Here is an 18,736-nt window from a genome sequence, read left to right on the forward strand (position 1 = left end):
TGAGGCCCGGCTGCACCAGCCCACCGGCTGATCCGGGGAACCCTGGTGACTTGCCCCGGTCACGTAAGGTAGGTCCGGAATCGATCACCCCTGATGAGAGATGCCGATGCGGACCCGACGCGACCAGGTGCAGGCGTACCGGTTCGTGACCCGCCGGCTCGTCTCGGCCATGCTGTCGGGCGAACCGGAGACCACCAACCTCCCCCTCCGCAGACTCCTCCTCGCGGCGATCGGCAGCGTCATGATCGCCGTGCTGGTGTTCGCCGGGGTCGGGGCCTACGGCCTGCTGCACCCGGGCGGCAACGAGTCCTGGAAGAAGGACATGACGCTCGTCATCGAGCGCGAGAGCGGCGCCCGGTACGTCTACTCGCAGGGCAAACTCTTCCCCGTCCTCAACTACGCCTCGGCCCGCCTGATCGTCGGCGACCCGAACCCGGTCCAGGAGTTGGCGTCACGCGACTCCCTGGCCGGTACACCGCGCGGCCGGCCGGTCGGCATCGAGGGCGCGCCGGACTCGCTGCCGGATCCCGGCGCCCTGCTCGGCCTGCCCTGGTCGGTGTGCAGCGCACCTAAGGTCGCCGACACCGCGGACCTGGCCACCCACCTGGTGATCGGTTCCGCGCCGACCGGCGGCTCGCCGCTCGGCGCCGAAGGGCTGCTGGTGTCCAGCGGCTCGTCGACGTACCTGCTGTGGGGCGACCACCGGCTCAAGGTGCCCGACCGTACGGCGCTCGCGGCGCTGGGCATGACGGCGACCCCGCTGCCGGTCGGCCAGGCCCTCGTCGACGGCATCACGGCCGGCCCGGACCTCGCCGCGCCCGCCATCCCCGGGTTCGGGGGCGAGGGCCGCAGGGTCGGAGCGCAGGCCACGAGGATCGGCGCGGTGTACCAGAGCGGCAGCCAGTACTACGTGATGCTCTCCGACGGCCTGGCCCCCGTGCACGAGGTGACCGCCAACCTGCTCAACGCGGCGTCGAGCACCTTCACCCAGGTCTCGCCGGCCGACGCCTCCGCGGTGCCCTCGGCGACGCGGGTGGAGCCGGAGGGCCTGCCCCTGACGGCGCCCAGGCTGCGCACCATGGACGGTGCCACCCTGCCGGCCGTGTGCGCCGGCTACCGGGGCGACCCCGACAAACCCATCACCATCGACGTGTACGCGAAGGCGCCCGACCAGTTCGCCAAGCCCCAGGAGCCGGCCGTCACCACGGGCCGCGACGCCGTGCGCACCGCCGACCGGGTCGTCCTGCCCGGCGGTCGCGGCGCGCTCGTCCAGGCGCGGTCCGCGCCCGGGGTGCCGGCCTCCGGCACGGTGTTCCTGGTGACCGACCAGGGCATCAAGTACGGCCTCGCCGGCAACGCCCAGGCGGCCCTCGGCTACGCCGGAGCCACGGTCATCGGCGTCCCCGCGGCCCTGCTGGCCCTGGTGCCGACCGGCCCGGGCCTCGATCCGGCCGCGGCGGTGGCCGCCGTCGGGAGCGGCCCCGGCCCCGAGTCGACGCCCCCGGTCGCGCCCGGCCGGACCGCCTCCCCGACCCCGAAGAAGACCTGACATGCGCCGGACCCCGGGCCGCGGGTCGGGCGACGCCACTGTCCGAAGGTCGGGATCTCCCGGATGCGCCGGGCACGGGTTGGGCGACTTCGTCGCGGGGCAGCTACGAGCCGCAGGGCGCGCCGGGGACGGGCCGGGCGGCTTCCGCACCAGAGGTGCGCGACAACTGGGAACCGCCGTGCGCGCAGGGACCGGGCTATCCCTGGTGGGTCGGGTCGCGTTCTGTCTCGCCACGGCAGTGCTCGCGGCCCTCGTCGCCGTGCCGGCCCAGGCGACGCCCCGATCGAACCGGGACTGCGGCGCGGCCAACCCGAACGCGCACCCCCTCACCCGGAAACCGTGGCCGCTGCGCCGGCTCGCGCCAGCCACCGTGTGGGGCCTCAGTCGGGGCCAGGGCGTCACGGTCGCCGTCATCGACTCCGGCGTGTCCCCGGACCATCCGAAGCTCACCAACGGCAAGGTGCTCGCCGGCTACGACTTCATCGACGGCGGCCCCGACGGCCAGTGCGACGACCACGGCCACGGCACGTTCGTGGCCGGCATCATCGCCGGCCGGGAGAGCCGCAACGACAGCGACGGCCCGTTCACCGGCATCGCCCCGGACGCGCTGATCCTGCCGATCAAGGCGATGAAGGGCGACGAGCACCTCAGCGTCGAGGACGGCCGCAAGCGGGCCGACCTGGTCGCCTCGGCCGTCAACCTGGCCGTGGACAGGAAGGTCCAGGTCATCAACCTGTCCCTGGTCCTGGAGAACACCCCGGTGCTCGCCGCGGCCATCGACCGGGCGGTCCGGTCCGACATCGTGGTCGTCGCGGCGGCCGGCAACACCGGGGACTCGCCGGACCAGGCGGGCAGGGAGCTGTTCCCCGCGGCGTACGACGGGGTGCTCGCCGTCGGTGGGGTCGACGAGTCCGACCGGCACGCGCCGTCGTCCACCTCGGGCCGGTACGTCGACATCGCAGCGCCCGGCGTCGATATCGACGGGCCCACCCCGCACGGCGGCGGCTACGTCACCGAGGCCAAGGGCACCAGCTACGCCGCCGCGTATGTGTCCGGCGTCGCCGCCCTGCTCCGCGGCTACCACAAGGACCTGTCGGCCGCCCAGATCGTGGACCGGATCACGAAGACGGCCGACCGGCCGGCACTCGGCCGCGACGACCAGGTCGGCTACGGCGTGATCAACCCCTACCGGGCGATGACGGCGATCCTGGACCCGGCCGCCGAGCGGGCCCGGCCGGTCGTGGGTGGCCTCACCCGGCCCCCGGCGCGGGACGACCCGTCATACGCTGCGAAGACCTACGGCCCGTGGCTGGCCGGCAGCTGCATCGGAGCGACGGCTCTGCTGGCCGTGCTGGCGCTGGCGTTTCCACGTGGGTCACGCCGCCGTTGGCGCCCGGGCCGCGCGATCCGTCCGCCCGACCAGTCCGCGGAGAAGAACTAGTCGTCTCGAACCGGGCGCCCGGCGGGCCGCATCCCGCGCGCAGCCGGTGGATCCCAGGCCCCAGCGGAGCCGGGGCTAGCGGACGCCCAGGCGGCGCCAGGACATCCCGTCCGGGCTGAACGCCGTCCAGTCCATCCCCCACACCCCGAAGGCCACATACCCGGCCCCGGTCCGGTGCACCCTGCTGACCTGCGGCAACGCCGTAATCTTGCTGCCGCCCTGCTGCCCGGACGCCGCGACCCACCACGTGCCCGGGTCGGTGTCGACGGCCATCAATAGCCGGCCGTCGGGCAGCGGCACCGTGTCCTCGGCCGCGGCGGGCGGGAAGCCCACGAACAGCGCGAAGCTCTGGCCGTTGTCGGTGGAGCGGAACAACCCGAGGATGGGGCTGGCGGCCTGGTGGGTGCCGTCGACGGTGGCCCGGCCGGTGACGACGGCGTAGATCTCGTCCTTGCCGGTGGCGATCCGGATGTTGCCGACCTCGCCGTTGAGGACGGACAGCGTGGTGGTCAGCCAGGTCCGGCCGGCGTCGCGACTGACGGCGATCTGCGGCTTGCCCTCGCTCGTGCCGGTGATCCACCACGCGCCGTCGCGCGCGGGACCCTGCGCGGCCCACCGGACGGTGAACCCGGCGGGGACGGTGGTCAGCTTCGCGGCCCGGCCGCCGGAGCCGGCGAGGCGGACCCGGAGCCCGTCGCCGGCCACGAACAGCCGGCTGTTGGCGGGGATGGCGGTCAGCGGCGCGTCGTCGACCGGGGTGGCGGCCCAGGTGCGGCCGCTGTCGGGACTGTGCCAGGCGCCGCCGAGGACCAGCTCGGTGCCGTTGAGGACGACCAGGTCCGGCAGGGTCTCGGAGGTGGCGGTCGGGATCGGCGAGGACAGGGTCTGCCACTCGTCGCCGCCGTCCTCGCTGCGGGCGAAGGTCAGCGTGCAGGTCGGGAGGGTGGTTCGGCAGTCGGCCGCCAGCGCGTACCCATGGCGGTCGTCGGCGAACTCCACGTCGTAGAGGGAGCCGGGCACGTTGAGGTTCGGGCGGTCGGGGGCGAGCACCTCGATGCCCTCGCCGGCCCAGGTGGAGGTGTGGCTGGTGAGCGAGGCGTTCATCGTGTACGGATTCGGCGCGGCCGGCCCCGGCCCGGGCTCGGCCGGCGCGGCGGCGAGGCGCACCCCGGTGATCGTGAGGACGGCCAACGCCGTGCCCCCGGCAGCGGTGATCAGGCGGCGACGGCGGCGGACGGCGTCCGCGCGCGCCGACACGGATCCGAGACCCGGCTGGGGGATGTTGCCCAGCAGGTGGGAGCGCGATTCGGCGAGGGCCCGTTCGATCCGGTCATCGGGCTCAAACGGGTCGAGTAACTCAGGCATGGCGGGAGAGCTCCGCCTCGGCCGGCCGGAGTCTGGTGGCCAGCGCGGTGCGGCCACGCGACAGGCGGGACTTCACGGTGCCGACGGGGAGGTCGAGGGTCGTGGCGACCTCGTCGACGGGCAGGTCGGCGAGGTGGTGCAGGACGATCACCTCCCGGTACGCCTGGGGGAGCTGGGCGAGCGCCGCGAGCAGGTCGGTGCGGTCGGGCTCGGGCCCGGGCTCGACGGTGCTGGTGACCGGGCGGGTGCGCATCATGATCGTGTCGAACAGCCGGCGGCGACGCCAGCGGCGGCGGACCAGGTTGACGGCGACGGTGCGCAGCCAGGCTTCCGGGTTCTCGATGTCGGAGATGTGCTTGGGGCGGGCCAGGGCCCGGGCGAACGCCTCCTGGACGGCGTCCTGCGCCTCGGCCAGGTCGCCCGTGAACGCGTAGAGCTGGGTCACGAGCCGCCGGTAGCAGTCGTCGTACAGGTTCGCGATCGCCACTTCGCCACTGTTGCCGCCCACCAGGACACCTCCGCGTCTAGCGCCTGTAGGCATGCCCACACGCCGCCTGTTCACCGCCCCCGGGGTGGTCAGGACCCCTGCTCGGTGACTCGAGAGTACAGAGTCGCCACCAGGTCGGCGGGTTCCGCACCGGAGCTGACAGAATCGGTGACATGCCTCGTGTCCTGTCCGGAATCCAGCCGACCGCAGACTCCTTCCACCTGGGTAACTACCTGGGTGCCCTCCGTAACTGGATTCCGCTCCAGGACACCCACGACGCCTTCTACTGCGTGGTGGACCTGCACGCGATCACCGCCGGCCACGACCCGGCCGTGCTCCGGCAGCGCACCCGGGTGTCGGCGGCCCAGCTGCTCGCGATCGGCATCGATCCGGAGCGCTCGACGCTGTTCGTGCAGTCGCAGGTGCCCGAGCACGCCCAGCTCGCCTGGGTGATGGGCTGCATCACCGGTTTCGGCGAGGCGTCGCGGATGACCCAGTTCAAGGACAAGTCGGCCAAGCAGGGGGCGGACCGGGCGAGCGTCGGCCTGTTCACGTACCCGATCCTGCAGGTCGCCGACATCCTGCTCTACCAGGCCGACGAGGTCCCGGTGGGCGAGGACCAGCGCCAGCACATCGAGCTGACCCGGGACCTGGCGCAGCGGTTCAACACGACGTTCGGCGACACGTTCACCGTGCCCAAGCCGCACATCCTCAAGGAGACGGCGAAGATCACGGATCTTCAGGACCCCACCGCGAAGATGAGCAAGTCGGCGTCCAGCCCGAACGGCATCGTCGAGCTGCTGGACGACCCGGCGAAGTCGGCGAAGAAGATCCGCAGCGCGGTCACCGACACGGGCCGCGAGGTCGTGTTCGACGCGGAGAACAAGCCCGGCGTGTCCAACCTGCTGACGATCTACTCCGCGCTCACCGGAGAGACCATCGCGGCACTCGAGACGCGCTACGCCGGCCGCGGGTACGGTGACCTGAAGAAGGAACTGGGCGAGGTGGTCGCCGACTTCACCAGGCCGATCCAGGAGCAGACTAAGAAGTATCTGGACAATCCGGGCGAGCTTGATGAGATCCTGGCTATCGGGGCCCGCAAGGCCCGCGCGGTCGCCTCGGAGACCCTCCGGACGGTCTACGACCGGATCGGTTTCCTGGCCTCGACCGCCAGCTAGACGGCACGACCGGGACATCGACGGGAGGCGCGGTGAGTCAGACCATCGGGGTCGCCTTCCCGATCCCGGAGCCGTGGGCGGCCGAGCTGGCCCGGGCCCGGGAGGCGGCCGGTGACCCGTTGGCCCGGTTCGTGCCGCCGCACCTGACCCTGATCGGCCCGACCGAGGTCCCCGGGGACCTGCGGTCGGGCGTCGAGGAGCACCTGCGCCGGGTCGCGACGTCCGGGGCGCCGTTCACGCTGCACCTGCGGGGCACGGGCACGTTCCGGCCGCTGACCGACGTGGTGTTCGTGATGGTCGCCCAGGGCATCAGCGAGTGCGAGCGGTTGGAGGAGTCGCTGCGGGAGGGGCCGCTGGCCAGGGAGCTGCGGTTTCCGTACCACCCTCATGTGACGGTGGCCCACGACGTGCCGGCGGCGGCGCTGGACCGCGCGTTCGACGACCTCGCGGGTTTCGACGCGCTCTTCGACGTCGAGGCCTTCACGTTGTACGAGCACGGCGACGACGGCATGTGGCGCCCCCAGCGGGACTTCCCGCTGGTCGGCCGGTGAGGAACCCGATCCCGGTCGTCATCGACGGGTGGAACCGCTCGGTGGAGGCACTGCGCCGTTGGTCGCCCAAGTTCGACCACTTCTGGCGCACCAAGCAGCGGTACGCGGACGTGCACGCCGGCCGGATGGCCGCGGCGATCTCCTACTACGGCTTCTTCGCCTGCTTCGCGCTGGCCCTGCTCGCGTTCGCCGTGCTCGGCTACGTCCTCGACAACAACAGGGACGTCGTCTTCGCCGTCGAGAACTGGCTGCGGGCGAACCTGCCGTTCCTGGAGGTCGCCAACGTCAGGAACGCCAAGAGCGCCGTCGGGATCACCGGCCTGGTCGGCTTCCTGCTCACCGGGATCGGCTGGGTGGAGGCGATGCGCGCATCCATCCGGGCGGTGTGGCTCCTCGACCAGGAGCCGGGCAACTACTTCATCCGCCGGGGCGTGGACATCCTCGTCCTGATCGGGCTGGGTCTGCTGCTGGCGCTGTCGATCGGCTTCTCGGTGGGCGCGCAGGCCGGGATCGCCTGGCTCAGGCAGCACGTCGACATCGGGGTGTTCGACGACCTGCTCAGCGGCGCGGGGGTCGTGGTCGCCGTGTTCATCAACTGGCTGCTGGCCGCGGCGATGCTCACCGGGCTGCCCCGGCTGAAGATGCCGCTCGGCCGCTGGCTGCCGGCCGGGCTGCTCGTCGCCGTCGGGTTGGAGCTGCTCAAGACCGTCGCGCAGTTCTACATCATGCGGGTGAACCAGAATCCGGCGTACACCGTGGTCGCAGGCGCCGTCGGGCTGCTCGTCTTCCTGAACTTCTTCAGCCAGCTGCTGCTGTGGGGCTCGTCCCTGGCGGCGACGTCCGACCGGGGTGAGGTCCGCGACCTCGCGGCGGGGCCGGAGCAGGCGCTCACCGACGACCGGGGATGATGGCCGGTATGGGAGCCATCGTGACGCTTGACCTGCCGGACGACTCGCCGGCATATGACCTGCCCTGGATCATCACCTTCGGTCCGGCGTCGGACGACGAGGACGAGGTGTGGGAGCCGGTCGTCTGCGGGCCGTACTCGCGCGAGCACGCCCTCGCCGTCGCCAACGCCGTGGTGACCGACGAGGAGCTGCTGGCCGTCGTCGAGCCGCTGCAGCCGCACACCGAGATCGACGGCATCAAGGCCGAGATCGCCAAGGCCCGCGAGCTCGCGGCGTCCTACGACGACGAGGACTTCGCCGAGGACGACCACGAGGGACACGACCACGAGGGTCATGACCACGACCATGACCACGACGACGATCACCACGTCCTGCCGGAGCCCTCGGCGCTGCCGACGGCTGCCGAGCTGAAGGCCGGCTTCACCGCGATCGCCGCCCGCCTGTCCGCGTAGTACCCCCGATGCCCGCGCTCGCCCGAGCGCGGGCATCTCGCTGCGCGCGGCGGCCCGACCCGACGGGGCGTCGGGAACCCATCTTCGACCGTGCGTAGAATCTCGGCCGTGGTGTTGTCCCGGGCCTGGTCGGCCTTTCTCGTTCTCGTCGGCGTGTGGAGCGCGATCATCTGGCCGCGGTTCGCGGTCGCGATCTGGCGGGATCCGCGCGCCTGGTCAGGTGACACGCCCACGTCGTTCCTCTGGGTACACGCGCTGCTGATCGCCGCGTCGTTGGCCATCGGCACGACGGTCGGGGTACTCGGCATCCGGGGCTGGCGCGCGGCCAGCCGGACCAGAAAGGTTTGAGCCTGTGGAAGCTCTGCGGCTGACTCTGCGGTACGTGCACCTGATCGGCTTCGCGCTGCTGCTCGGCGGCGTGGTGGTGCAGTACCTCTCCGGGAAGATCCGGATCAACTCGGCGATGCTGGCCGGCTCGGCGGTGCAGGTGCTGACCGGGATCGCGCTCGCGGCCCCGCTCGGCCGCGCCGTGCAGCCGGACCCGGCAAAACTGGCCGTCAAGGGCGTGATCGCCCTGTTGATCTTCATCATGGTGTGGGTGGTGCGGAAGAAGGAGTCGGTGGCGACCGGTCATTTTCTCGCCATCGGCGGTATGACCCTGATAAACGCCGGTGTCGCGACCTTCTGGCACTAGATCCTGTCGGGCGCGGATTTTCTCACAGCGTAATGCTACCAAAGCGCCTAAACCCGTCATGATCGCACAGTAAAGTCACAGTCAAATAACGGATCGATAACAGCGGGAACGTCGTGCGGCCCTGTCCACGCGCTACTGGACGGTAGAACCCGCTAGTCTCCGTCCGTTGAGATCACCGCGGATCCCTGCGGTGGGAACCTGTGTGGAAGGAGACCGCCTTGCGCCGAGTGCGTGGGATGAGGGTCGTCGCCGTACTGGCGATCGGTGGCCTCGCTCTGTCCGCTGCTGCCTGCGGCAGCAAGCCGGCGAGCAACAACGGCTCATCGGGCGGCAAGAAGTACAAGGCCTGCATGGTCACCGACACCGGGGGCATCGACGACAAGTCGTTCAACACCTCCGCGTGGGCCGGCCTGCAGGCGGCCAAGAAGGACAACGCGGACATCGACATCAAGTACGTGACGTCGGCCGCCGAGACCAACTACGAGCCGAACCTGAACGCCCTGGTCGCCGAGAAGTGCGACCTCGTCGTCGCCGTCGGCGGTCTGATGAGCGACGCGACCAAGGCCGCGGCGACGAAGAACACCAGCCAGAAGTTCGCGATCATCGACTCGAAGATCGACCTGGCGAACGTCTACTCGATGCAGTTCAACACCGCGCAGGCCGGCTTCCTCGCCGGGTACCTGGCCGCGGGCACCAGCAAGTCGGGCACCGTCGCCACCTGGGGCGGCCTGAAGATCCCGCCGGTGACCATCTTCATGGACGGCTTCGCCGAGGGCGTCGCCGAGTACAACAAGGTCAAGAGCAAGACCGTCAAGGTTCTGGGCTGGGACAACAAGACCCAGGAAGGCACCTTCGCCGGCAGCTTCAACGACCAGAACAAGGGCAAGCAGATCACGGACGGTTTCGTCGCCCAGGGCGCCGACGTCGTGATGCCGGTCGCCGGTGGCGCCGGTCAGGGCTCCGCCGCCGCCGCGCAGGCGTCCGGTGGCAAGCTCGCCGTGATCTGGGTCGACCAGGACGGCTGCAACTCGGTCGCGCAGTACTGCCCGGTGTTCCTGTCCACCGTCGTGAAGAACATCTCCGACGCTGTCAAGGACGCGGCGCTCAAGGGTGCCAAGGGCGAGAGCCTGACCGGCAGCTACACCGGCACGCTGGCCAACAACGGCGTGTCGCTGGCCCCGTTCCACGAGTTCGACAGCAAGGTTCCGGCCGACCTGAAGAAGGAGCTGGACCAGCTGAAGGCCGACATCGGCTCGGGCAAGATCAAGATTGAGTCCCCGGCGCAGCCGAAGTAGTACCAGAATGAGTCGCAGGGGGTGCCGGGTTCTCCCGGCGCCCCCTGCACCCGGTGAGGAGGACGATGAAACTCGAACTGCGCGGCATCACCAAGACGTTCGGTGATCTGGTCGCCAACGATCACATCGACCTCACCGTCGAGTCCGGCGAGATCCACGCCCTGTTGGGCGAGAACGGCGCCGGCAAGTCCACGCTGATGAACGTCCTCTACGGACTCCTCAAGCCCGACTCGGGCGAGATCCTGGTGGACGACAAGCCGCTGACCCTCAAGTCGCCCGGCGACGCGATCGCGGCCGGCATCGGCATGGTGCACCAGCACTTCATGCTCATCCCGGTCTTCACCGTCGCCGAGAACATCATGCTCGGCGCGGAGGACACCAGGCTCGGGCTGCTCGACCGCGCGAAGGCCAGCCGGCACGTCACCGAGGTGTCGACGAGGTACGGCCTGCCGGTGGACCCCGACGCGATCGTCGAGGAGCTGCCGGTCGGCATCCAGCAGCGGGTCGAGATCGTCAAGGCGCTCACCCGTGACGTGGACCTGCTGATCCTGGACGAGCCGACGGCCGTGCTCACCCCGCAGGAGACCGACGAGCTGCTCGAGGTCATGCGCGGGCTGAAGGCCGCCGGCAAGTCGATCGTGCTGATCACCCACAAGCTGCGCGAGGTCAAGGCCATCGCGGACAAGATCACGGTGATCCGGCGGGGCAAGGTCGTCGGCACCGCCTCCCCGGACGACAGCCAGGACGAGCTCGCGGCCATGATGGTCGGCCGGCACGTCAAGCTGACCGTCGAGAAGGGCCCGGCCAGCCCCGGCGAGCCGGTCCTGGAGATCGCGAACCTGACCGTCGTGGACGAGCGCGGCCACCGCGCCGTGGACGGCGTGGACCTGACCGTGCGGGCCGGCGAGGTGCTCGGCATCGCCGGGGTGCAGGGCAACGGGCAGACCGAGCTGGTCGAGGCCGTGATGGGGCTGCGGCCGGTGTTGGGCGGGTCGATCACGCTCCAGGACCGCGACCTGCACGGGCGTACCCCCAAAGAGGTTCTGGAAGCCGGGGTCGGTTACGTCCCCGAGGACCGCAGCACCGACGGCATCGTCAAGGACTTCTCGGTCGCCGAGAACCTCGTGCTCGACCTGTACGACCGCGAGCCGTTCGCCAGGGGCCTGGTCTTCCGGCCGGCGGAGGTGGCGCGCAACGCCGCCGAGCGGATCGCGGAGTTCGACATCCGGACCCAGTCCGCCGACGAGTCCGTCGGCTCGCTGTCCGGCGGCAACCAGCAGAAGGTCATCGTGGCCCGGGAGATGTCCCGGCCGCTCAAGCTGCTGGTCGCCTCCCAGCCGGCCCGGGGCGTGGACGTCGGCTCGATCGAGTTCATCCACAACCGGATCGTCCGCGAACGCGACCAGGGCGGCGCGGTGCTGCTCGTGTCCACCGAACTGGACGAGATCCTGGCCCTCGCCGACCGGATCTCCGTGATGTACCGGGGCAAGGTCATCGCGACCCTGCCGGCCGCCGAGGCGACGGCGGAGAAGCTGGGACTGCTCATGGCTGGAGTGACTGGTGACTGAACCCACGAAGGACGAGCCGGTGTCGGACGGCCCGGCGGATCCGGGTGTTCCGGCGGCTGCCGCGCCGGCGAGCGGTTTCACGGTGCCGGCCGCGCAGGACGGGCCGGCGCCGAAGCGGTCCTTCGGCCAGTTGCTGATCGAGGAGCTGACCACGGCGAACTCGTTCATGGTCACCCTGCTGGCCGTGGTGCTCGCCATGGTCGTCGGCGGCCTGCTGATCATCGTCGTGGACGCCGACGCGCGCGCGGCCTGGGGCTACTTCTTCTCCGCACCGGGCGACGCGATCAGCTACAGCTGGTACGCGGTCCGAGACGCCTACGTCGCCCTCTTCCAGGGCGCGGTCTTCGACCCGTCGTCCCTGTCGGGCGGCGACGCCGCGCAGATCTTCTACCCGATCACCGAGACGCTGACGTACGCCGCGCCGCTGACCTTCACCGGTCTGGCCGTGGCGCTCGCGTTCCGGGCCGGGCTGTTCAACATCGGCGCCGAGGGCCAGGTGATCTTCGGCTGCATCGGTGGCGCGGTCGCAGGCTTCGCCGTGCCGCTGCCGTACGGGCTGCACCTGGTGTTCGCGCTGCTCGCCTCGGCGGTGTTCGGCGCGCTGTGGGGCCTGATCCCGGGCTTCCTGAAGGCGAAGACCGGCGCGCACGAGGTCATCACGACCATCATGCTGAACAACGTCGCCGCGATCTTCCTGGTCTGGCTGGTGACCCAGAAGGGCGTCCAGGACCCGGGCCGCACCGACGCGATCAGCAAGAAGGTCGACGAGACCGCCAAGCTGCCGCACATCTTCGGCGACGCCTACCGGGTGAACCTGGCGGTGCTGCTCGCGATCGCCGCGGCGTTCGGAGTGTCCTGGCTGCTGAACCGTTCGACGCTCGGGTTCGAGTTCCGGGCCGTCGGGGCCAACCCGGACGCGGCGCGCACGGCGGGGATGAGCATCTCCAAGGCGTACATCCTGGTGATGGTCGTCGCCGGGGCGCTGGCCGGGCTCGGCGGCGGCAGCGTTCTGCTCGGTACCGCGCACGCGCTGACCCCGTCGGTGAGCGCCGGGATCGGCATCGACGGCATCACCGTGGCCCTGCTGGGCCGGGCGAAGCCGTGGGGCGTGGTGGGCGCGGCACTGCTGATCGGCGGGCTGCAGGCCGGAGCGGTGAAGATGCAGGCCGCCGCCAACATCCCGATCGACATGGTCAACGTGCTCCAGGCGCTGATCGTGGTGTTCATCGCCGCACCGGCCCTGATCAAGGCCATTTTCCGACTTCGAGCGGTCACCACGAGTGGGACCACGACGACCCTCGCGAAGGGGTGGTGACCATGGGCTTCTGGAGCCGCTCCCGGAAGGCCGGGGCCGTCTACGTGGTGCTCGGGCTGTTCGCGTTCGCCTTCTTCGGCCTGGTGAAGCCGGCGACCAACGACGTCGTCCTGAAGTTCACCGAGGGCACGTCGCTGACCTTCGCCCCCCGGGCCGTCGTGATCGTGCTCGGCCTGCTCGCCGTCGCGGCCGGCGTCGCGCTGCTCGCCGGGAAGGAGTGGTTCCCGACCGCCACGGCTGTCGCACTGCTCGGCTTCGTCGGCGCGTTCATGCTGTGGGCCGTGTCGCTGGCCAAGGTCGGGCACACGATCTACGCCGTCGACCTGGTCAACGGCACCCTGATCGCCGCGCTGCCACTGATCTTCGGCTCGCTCGGCGGCGTGTTGTGCGAGCGGTCCGGCGTCGTGAACATCAACATCGAGGGCCAGCTGCTGGTCGGCGCGTTCGGTGGGGCGCTGATCGGGACCATGACGCACAACGTGTGGGCAGGGGTCATCGCCGCCGCCGGGTTCGGCGCGCTGATGGCGGCGCTGCTCGCGGTGTTCGCGATCAAGTACCTGGTGGACCAGGTCGTGCTCGGCGTCATCCTCAACGTGCTCGCGCTCGGCATCACCGGCGTGATCTACGAGCGGCTGATGCAGCCCGAGGCGGTCACCTACAACCAGCCGCCGAAGCTGGAGAGCTGGAACATCCCGCTGCTGGCGGACATCCCGTTCCTCGGGCCGGCGCTGTTCCGGAACAACATCTTCGTGTACCTGGCGCTGATCCTGGTCGCCGTGGTCACCTTCGGCCTGTTCCGCACCCGGTGGGGCCTGCGGACCCGGGCGGTCGGCGAGCACCCGACGGCCGCGGACACGGTCGGCATCAAGGTGCGGGCGGTCCGGTACCGCAACGTGATCCTCGGCGGCCTCGTTGCCGGTCTGGGCGGCGCGGCCCTGACCCTGGGCTCCGGCCTGGCCTTCAACAAGAACATGACCGCCGGCAAAGGCTTCATCGCCCTGGCGGCCCTGATCTTCGGCCGGTGGAGCCCGACGGGGGCGCTCGGCGCGGCCCTGCTGTTCGGGTTCGCCGACAAGCTGCAGATCGTGCTGAGTTCCACCCAGAGCCCCATTCCGGCGGACTTCCTGCGGATGGCGCCGTACATCGCGACCCTGCTCGCCGTCGCCGGCCTCGTCGGCAAGGTGCGGGCGCCGGCCGCGGACGGGAAGCCGTATGTCAAGGGCTGAGATCGACTGGGACGCGCTGCGCACAGCCGCCCGGGACGTGATGACCAGGGCCTACGCCCCCTACTCGAAGTTCCCGGTGGGGGCCGCCGCGCTGGTCGACGACGGCCGGATCGTGGCCGGCTGCAACGTGGAGAACGCGTCCTACGGCCTGACCCTGTGCGCCGAGTGCGGCCTGGTGGGCGCGTTGCACGCGACCGGCGGCGGCCGGCTGGTGGCGATGTCGTGCGTGGACGGGGCCGGGGAGGCGCTGATGCCGTGCGGCCGGTGCCGGCAGCTGCTGTTCGAGCACGGCGGCCCGGACTGCCTGATCGACCACCGGGACGGACCGATCGCGATGCGGGACCTGCTGCCGCACGCCTTCTCTTTGTGATTTTCCGCCCATCTAGGACGAAGCTGCGAGAAGTTTGTCGGAATTGCATAGCTAAGCGGGTGCCGATAACCCCGTGATCCCCACAGGGCCGCCCCCACGCGTGGATAGGCTACTCACCGTGATGAACGCTGTGGACGTGATCCGGACCAAGCGGGACCGGCAGCCCCTTTCCGACGAGCAGATCGACTGGGTGATCGACGCCTACACCCGGGGCGTGGTCGCCGACGAGCAGATGTCGGCCCTGGCGATGGCGATCCTGCTCAACGGCATGACGCCCCGCGAGATCGCCCGGTGGACGGCCGCGATGATCGCCTCGGGCGAGCGGCTGGACCTGTCGAGCGTGGCCCGTCCGACCGTGGACAAGCACTCCACCGGCGGGGTCGGCGACAAGATCACGCTGCCGTTGACGCCGCTGGTCGCCGCGTGTGGCGCGGCCGTGCCGCAGCTGTCCGGCCGTGGTCTCGGGCACACCGGCGGCACCTTGGACAAGCTGGAGACGATCCCGGGCTGGCGGGCGAGGATCTCCAACGCCGAGTTCCTCCGCCAGCTCGGCGACACCGGCGCCGTGATCTGCGCGGCCGGCGACGAGCTTGCCCCGGCCGACCGGAAGCTGTACGCGCTGCGCGACGTCACCGGCACCGTCGAGGCCATTCCGCTGATCGCCAGCTCGATCATGAGCAAGAAGATCGCGGAGGGCACGTCGGGCCTGGTGCTGGACGTGAAGGTCGGCTCGGGCGCGTTCATGAAGGACCTGGACCGGGCCCGGGAGCTGGCCCGCACGATGGTCGAGTTGGGCACGGCGCACGGCGTGGACACGGTGGCGCTGCTCACCGACATGTCCGTCCCGCTCGGCCTCAAGATCGGCAACGCGCTGGAGGTCGAGGAATCCCTCGAGGTTCTCGCCGGCGGCGGTCCGGCCGACGTGGTCGAGCTGACCCTGGCCCTGGCGCGGGAGATGCTCGCCCTGGCGAAGATCGACGTCGACCCCGAGAAGGCGCTCCGCGACGGCCGGGCCATGGACGCCTGGCGCGCCATGATCAGCGCCCAGGGCGGCGACCCGGACGCGCCGCTGGCCCAGGCCCCGGTCACCGAGACCGTGCTCGCGGGAGAGTCGGGGGTGCTGGCGACGCTGGACGCCTACCAGGTCGGGGTCGCCGCGTGGCGGCTCGGCGCCGGCCGGGCCCGCAAGGAGGACCCGGTCTCGGCTGGCGCGGGCATCGTCATCCACCGCAAGCCCGGCGACCGGGTCGAGGCCGGCGACGTGCTCCTGGAGCTGCGCGCCGACGACGAGAACAGGCTCGCCGGGGCGCACGAGGCACTGAAGAACGCGTGGACCATCGGCACGGCGGGCGCGGCCCCGTCCCTCATCCTGGAGAAGATCCATGCCTGAGCTGATCAAGAGCCCGACCCGCATTCCGGTACCGGGCGGCAAGGTCATCGACGAGTACGTCGGCCGGGTCAACACCGGTCACGAGGCCGTCTCCGTGGCGCACATGATCGCGCCGGCCGGCTGGGACGAGCCGGCCCAGACGCCGGAGTTCGACGAGATCACGGTCGTGCTCAAGGGCGCGGTGCACGTGGAGCACGCCGACGGGGTGCTCGCCGTGGCGGCCGGGCAGGCCGTGGTCACCAGGGGCGGCGAGAAGGTCCGGTACACGGCTCCCGAGGGCGCGGAGTACCTCGCGATCTGCCTGCCGGCGTTCAGCCCGGACACGGCACACCGGGACGAGTAGCCCCCGTGGACCCGGCCGCCCTTCGGTCCGCATCCATTGACGAACTGCGTCGGCTCGGGGCCCCGGCCCCGGGCCGCCGACTCCCGCTCAGCTACCGGCCGGGCGCGCTGATCAGGGTGCGCCCGGTGCCGGAGCTGGAGGCCAGGGTGGCCGTCCTGCACATCGCGCACGCCCGGACGCTGGGCATGCCCGCCGAACGGGCCATGGACTGGCTGCTCGACGCGCACATCCTCCGGTTCGTGCACCCGGCCGAGTGGCGGTTCATCGTGCACGGCGACGGGGACAGCCGGGAGCACGCCGCCGGGGCCGAGTCCGCCACGGCGTTGTGCTGGGTGCTCGGCCTGCGCGACGACCTGGACCCGCTGGCCCGCGCGGACGGCCGGGGGCTGCCGGACCTGCGCGGCGGGGAACGCTACGCCGACTGGCGGTCGCGGACCCTGACCGCCGTGCGCGAGCCGGAGGAGGCGGCGGCGCTGCTGGACCTGTACACCTGCCTGGACTGGTCGTGCCACGAGGCGACCACGCGCGGGCTGGATCCGGCGCTGGTGAGCAGCCGGCTCGCGGCGCTGGAATGGGCGGTCACGTTCGACTAGTACCCGGTGCCGTGGTGGGGTCGGCCGCATACTGATCACGTGACGTCCTCGCCGCACAGCCTGGCGCTGCCCGCCGACCGGGCCTCCACGCTCGAACTCTTCTTCGACCTGGTGTTCGTCTTCACGATCACCCAGCTGACGACGAAACTGGCCGGGGACCCGACCCCGCTGGGCTTCGGCCGGATCGTGATCATGCTGGGCATCATCTGGTGGATGTACAGCGGCTACGTGTGGCTCACGAACAGCGTCCGGATGGTCAACACCGTCCGCCGGGTCCTGCTCCTGACCGGCATGACCGGGTTCCTGGTCGTGGCGCTGGCCATCCCGGAGGCCTACGGGAGCACCGGGCTCGCGTTCGGGCTCGGCTACTTCGTCGTCAACGCCGTCCACTCCGGACTGTTCCTGACCAGCCAGCCCGGTGCATGGAAGTTCATGCGCTGGCTGGCTCCGGAGAACCTGTTCACCGCCGGCCTGGTCCTGGTCGGCGGCTGGCTGCACCTGCCGTGGTTGTGGGTCGCGGCGTTCGCGCTCCAGGCCATCACGCCGTACCTGCACTCGACCGGCCACTACAACGTCCAGGCCGGACACTTCGTGGAACGGCACGGCCTCGTCCTGATCATCGCGCTGGGCGAGTCGGTCGTCGCGATCGGCGTCGGGGCGTTCGGGCTGCCGGTGACCTGGCAACTCGTCGCCGCCGCCGCGCTCGGCCTGACCCTGGCGTACCACCTGTGGTGGTGCTACTTCGCCCGCGACGACGAACACGCGGCCGAGGCGCTGGCCGCGATCGCGGACCCGGGCCGGCGCTCGCGATCGGCGCTGCACGCGTTCGGCTACGCCTACGTGCCCATGCTGCTGGGCGTCATCGCGATGGCCGCCGGAGTGAAGAAGGCGATGGGCCACGCCACCGCGCACTCGGGATTCCGGGCGGCCGTCGTCCTCGCCGGGGGCGTCGCCCTGTTCCTGATCGGCGAGGCCTACTTCCGGCACGTGCTCAAGATCGGCGCGGTCGGGTGGCGGGCGCTCGGCGGCGTGGTCGCCATGGCCACGGTCCCGCTCGGCGTCCAGCTCAACCCGCTGGTCCAACTCGTGGCGCTGATCGCGGTGTTCGTGGCCGTCTTCGTCACCGAGGAAGTGCTGCGTACAGGGCGCACCGCACGGCAATGGAGACACTGACCCGCTCGGGCAGCGCCGCCACGCCCGCCGCGTCCGTGTGATGCGCGCTCGGCCCCATGCCGACCAGGTGCGCGATCGCCGGGTGGTCCAGGTCCATCGTCCGGCGCAGCTCCGTCTCCCCCACAAGCTCAAAATCCTTGTCGGTTACGGAGGAGACGCGCTCGGCCTTCGACGGATCGACGGCCAGCATGCCCAACGGCTCCCGGATCTCGCCCAGGTGCTCCGGCAGCGGCGTCACCACCGCCAGCCGACCCCCCGGCCGCAACACCCGGCGGAACTCGGCGACATTGCGGGGCGCGAACACGTCCAGCACCAGATCCACGCTGTCGTCCGCGAGCGGCAGCCGCGCCCAGCAGTCCGCCACCGCGGCCATGGCCCGCTCGTGTGCCCGGGCGGCTCTGCGGGCCGCGTACCTCGACAGGTCCAGGGCCAGGCCCTCCGCGCGGGGTGACCGGTCGAGGACCCGGCCCAGGTAGTAGCCCGTGCCGGCGCCCACCTCGACGATCACGCCACCCGGGTCGGCCGGCAGCAGATCGGCGACCGGCTCGTAGTGCCCCGCCCCGAGGAACGCCACCCGGTGCGCGATCATCTCGGCGGAGTCCCCGGTACCGGGGTCCTTCCCCGCCAGCAGGTTCACGTACCCCTGCCGCGCCCGGTCGAACGAATGCCCGTTCTCGCACGTCACCCCCCCGGCCCGCTCCGCGACCCGGGTCTCCCGCAGAAAAGCTTCCCCGCACACGGGACAACACAACGCACTGAGCAGCATGGGCTCATCATCCCCGGCGGGGTGCACGTTCGCGCACGTAGGTGGCGATCCGCGCCTCCCCGGCGGGCGGAC

19 protein-coding genes and 1 pseudogene are annotated in these 18,736 nt (G+C 71.0%); 17 read left to right on the forward strand and 3 right to left on the reverse strand.

What is annotated here, in order from left to right; all coding sequences use genetic code 11:
• Nucleotides 1–106 precede the first annotated feature (106 nt).
• Together eccB and mycP are read left to right on the forward strand one after the other, a co-directional pair.
• Nucleotides 107–1,549, forward strand: a complete 1,443-nt coding sequence (eccB, locus tag IW245_RS31945; RefSeq protein WP_197006836.1) for a type VII secretion protein EccB — start codon at nucleotides 107–109, stop codon at nucleotides 1,547–1,549.
• A 178-nt stretch (nucleotides 1,550–1,727) separates the two neighbouring features.
• Nucleotides 1,728–2,990, forward strand: coding sequence for a type VII secretion-associated serine protease mycosin (gene mycP, locus IW245_RS31950; protein WP_197006837.1), 1,263 nt, complete (start codon nucleotides 1,728–1,730; stop codon nucleotides 2,988–2,990).
• 75 nt (nucleotides 2,991–3,065) lie between these two features.
• Here the strand turns inward: mycP and IW245_RS31955 are convergent, their stop codons facing one another.
• Together IW245_RS31955 and IW245_RS31960 are read right to left on the reverse strand one after the other, a co-directional pair.
• Nucleotides 3,066–4,355, reverse strand: a complete 1,290-nt coding sequence (locus tag IW245_RS31955; RefSeq protein WP_197006838.1) for a beta propeller repeat protein — start codon at nucleotides 4,353–4,355, stop codon at nucleotides 3,066–3,068.
• Nucleotides 4,348–4,842 (reverse strand): RNA polymerase sigma factor, encoded by a 495-nt coding sequence (locus IW245_RS31960; RefSeq protein ID WP_233472755.1) that lies wholly within the window; start codon nucleotides 4,840–4,842, stop codon nucleotides 4,348–4,350. Before IW245_RS31960 ends, IW245_RS31955 begins: the two co-directional genes overlap by 8 nt.
• A 173-nt stretch (nucleotides 4,843–5,015) precedes the next feature.
• On the opposite strand from IW245_RS31960, the gene trpS reads away from it, so the two are divergent.
• The 15 genes and pseudogenes from trpS (at nucleotide 5,016) to IW245_RS32035 (ending at nucleotide 17,898) form a co-directional block, all read left to right on the forward strand.
• Entirely contained in the window at nucleotides 5,016–6,020 is a 1,005-nt protein-coding gene (gene trpS, locus IW245_RS31965) for a tryptophan--tRNA ligase (RefSeq protein ID WP_197006840.1), read from the forward strand.
• Between the two features lie 32 nt (nucleotides 6,021–6,052).
• Nucleotides 6,053–6,571 (forward strand): 2'-5' RNA ligase family protein, encoded by a 519-nt coding sequence (locus tag IW245_RS31970; protein WP_197006841.1) that lies wholly within the window; start codon nucleotides 6,053–6,055, stop codon nucleotides 6,569–6,571.
• Nucleotides 6,568–7,479 (forward strand): YihY/virulence factor BrkB family protein, encoded by a 912-nt coding sequence (locus IW245_RS31975; RefSeq protein ID WP_197006842.1) that lies wholly within the window; start codon nucleotides 6,568–6,570, stop codon nucleotides 7,477–7,479. Before IW245_RS31970 ends, IW245_RS31975 begins: the two co-directional genes overlap by 4 nt.
• An 8-nt stretch (nucleotides 7,480–7,487) precedes the next feature.
• Nucleotides 7,488–7,931, forward strand: a complete 444-nt coding sequence (locus IW245_RS31980) for a hypothetical protein (RefSeq protein WP_197006843.1) — start codon at nucleotides 7,488–7,490, stop codon at nucleotides 7,929–7,931.
• A gap of 108 nt (nucleotides 7,932–8,039) precedes the next feature.
• Nucleotides 8,040–8,279, forward strand: coding sequence for an SCO4848 family membrane protein (locus tag IW245_RS31985; protein ID WP_197006844.1), 240 nt, complete (start codon nucleotides 8,040–8,042; stop codon nucleotides 8,277–8,279).
• 4 nt (nucleotides 8,280–8,283) lie between these two features.
• The gene (locus tag IW245_RS31990) at nucleotides 8,284–8,625 is read left to right on the forward strand and encodes a hypothetical protein (RefSeq protein WP_197006845.1); all 342 of its coding nucleotides are present in this window, start codon (nucleotides 8,284–8,286) and stop codon (nucleotides 8,623–8,625) included.
• Between the two features lie 236 nt (nucleotides 8,626–8,861).
• On the forward strand, nucleotides 8,862–9,920 hold the full coding sequence (locus IW245_RS31995; protein ID WP_197006846.1) for a BMP family lipoprotein: 1,059 nt from the start codon (nucleotides 8,862–8,864) through the stop codon (nucleotides 9,918–9,920).
• A 65-nt stretch (nucleotides 9,921–9,985) separates the two neighbouring features.
• A complete protein-coding gene (locus tag IW245_RS32000; RefSeq protein WP_197006847.1) occupies nucleotides 9,986–11,488 on the forward strand; it encodes an ABC transporter ATP-binding protein in 1,503 nt (500 codons plus the stop codon).
• Entirely contained in the window at nucleotides 11,481–12,803 is a 1,323-nt protein-coding gene (locus tag IW245_RS32005; RefSeq protein WP_372445276.1) for an ABC transporter permease, read from the forward strand. Before IW245_RS32000 ends, IW245_RS32005 begins: the two co-directional genes overlap by 8 nt.
• A 2-nt stretch (nucleotides 12,804–12,805) precedes the next feature.
• Entirely contained in the window at nucleotides 12,806–14,029 is a 1,224-nt protein-coding gene (locus tag IW245_RS32010) for an ABC transporter permease (RefSeq protein ID WP_197006848.1), read from the forward strand.
• Nucleotides 14,016–14,396 (forward strand): annotated as a pseudogene (locus IW245_RS32015) (cytidine deaminase); the annotation flags it as partial. The gene IW245_RS32010 and the pseudogene IW245_RS32015, both read left to right, overlap by 14 nt.
• Before the next feature lie 124 nt (nucleotides 14,397–14,520).
• A complete protein-coding gene (locus IW245_RS32020) occupies nucleotides 14,521–15,789 on the forward strand; it encodes a thymidine phosphorylase (protein WP_197008783.1) in 1,269 nt (422 codons plus the stop codon).
• On the forward strand, nucleotides 15,782–16,132 hold the full coding sequence (locus IW245_RS32025) for a cupin domain-containing protein (protein ID WP_197006850.1): 351 nt from the start codon (nucleotides 15,782–15,784) through the stop codon (nucleotides 16,130–16,132). Before IW245_RS32020 ends, IW245_RS32025 begins: the two co-directional genes overlap by 8 nt.
• Before the next feature lie 5 nt (nucleotides 16,133–16,137).
• Entirely contained in the window at nucleotides 16,138–16,725 is a 588-nt protein-coding gene (locus tag IW245_RS32030) for a DUF4272 domain-containing protein (protein ID WP_197006851.1), read from the forward strand.
• Nucleotides 16,726–16,764: 39 nt separating this feature from the next.
• On the forward strand, nucleotides 16,765–17,898 hold the full coding sequence (locus IW245_RS32035; protein ID WP_233472753.1) for a low temperature requirement protein A: 1,134 nt from the start codon (nucleotides 16,765–16,767) through the stop codon (nucleotides 17,896–17,898).
• Here the strand turns inward: IW245_RS32035 and IW245_RS32040 are convergent.
• Entirely contained in the window at nucleotides 17,846–18,664 is an 819-nt protein-coding gene (locus IW245_RS32040; RefSeq protein WP_197006852.1) for a putative RNA methyltransferase, read from the reverse strand. The two genes, IW245_RS32035 and IW245_RS32040, sit on opposite strands and share 53 nt — an antisense overlap.
• Nucleotides 18,665–18,736: the final 72 nt, after the last annotated feature.

This window comes from Longispora fulva (assembly GCF_015751905.1).
Lineage (GTDB): Bacteria > Actinomycetota > Actinomycetes > Mycobacteriales > Micromonosporaceae > Longispora > Longispora fulva.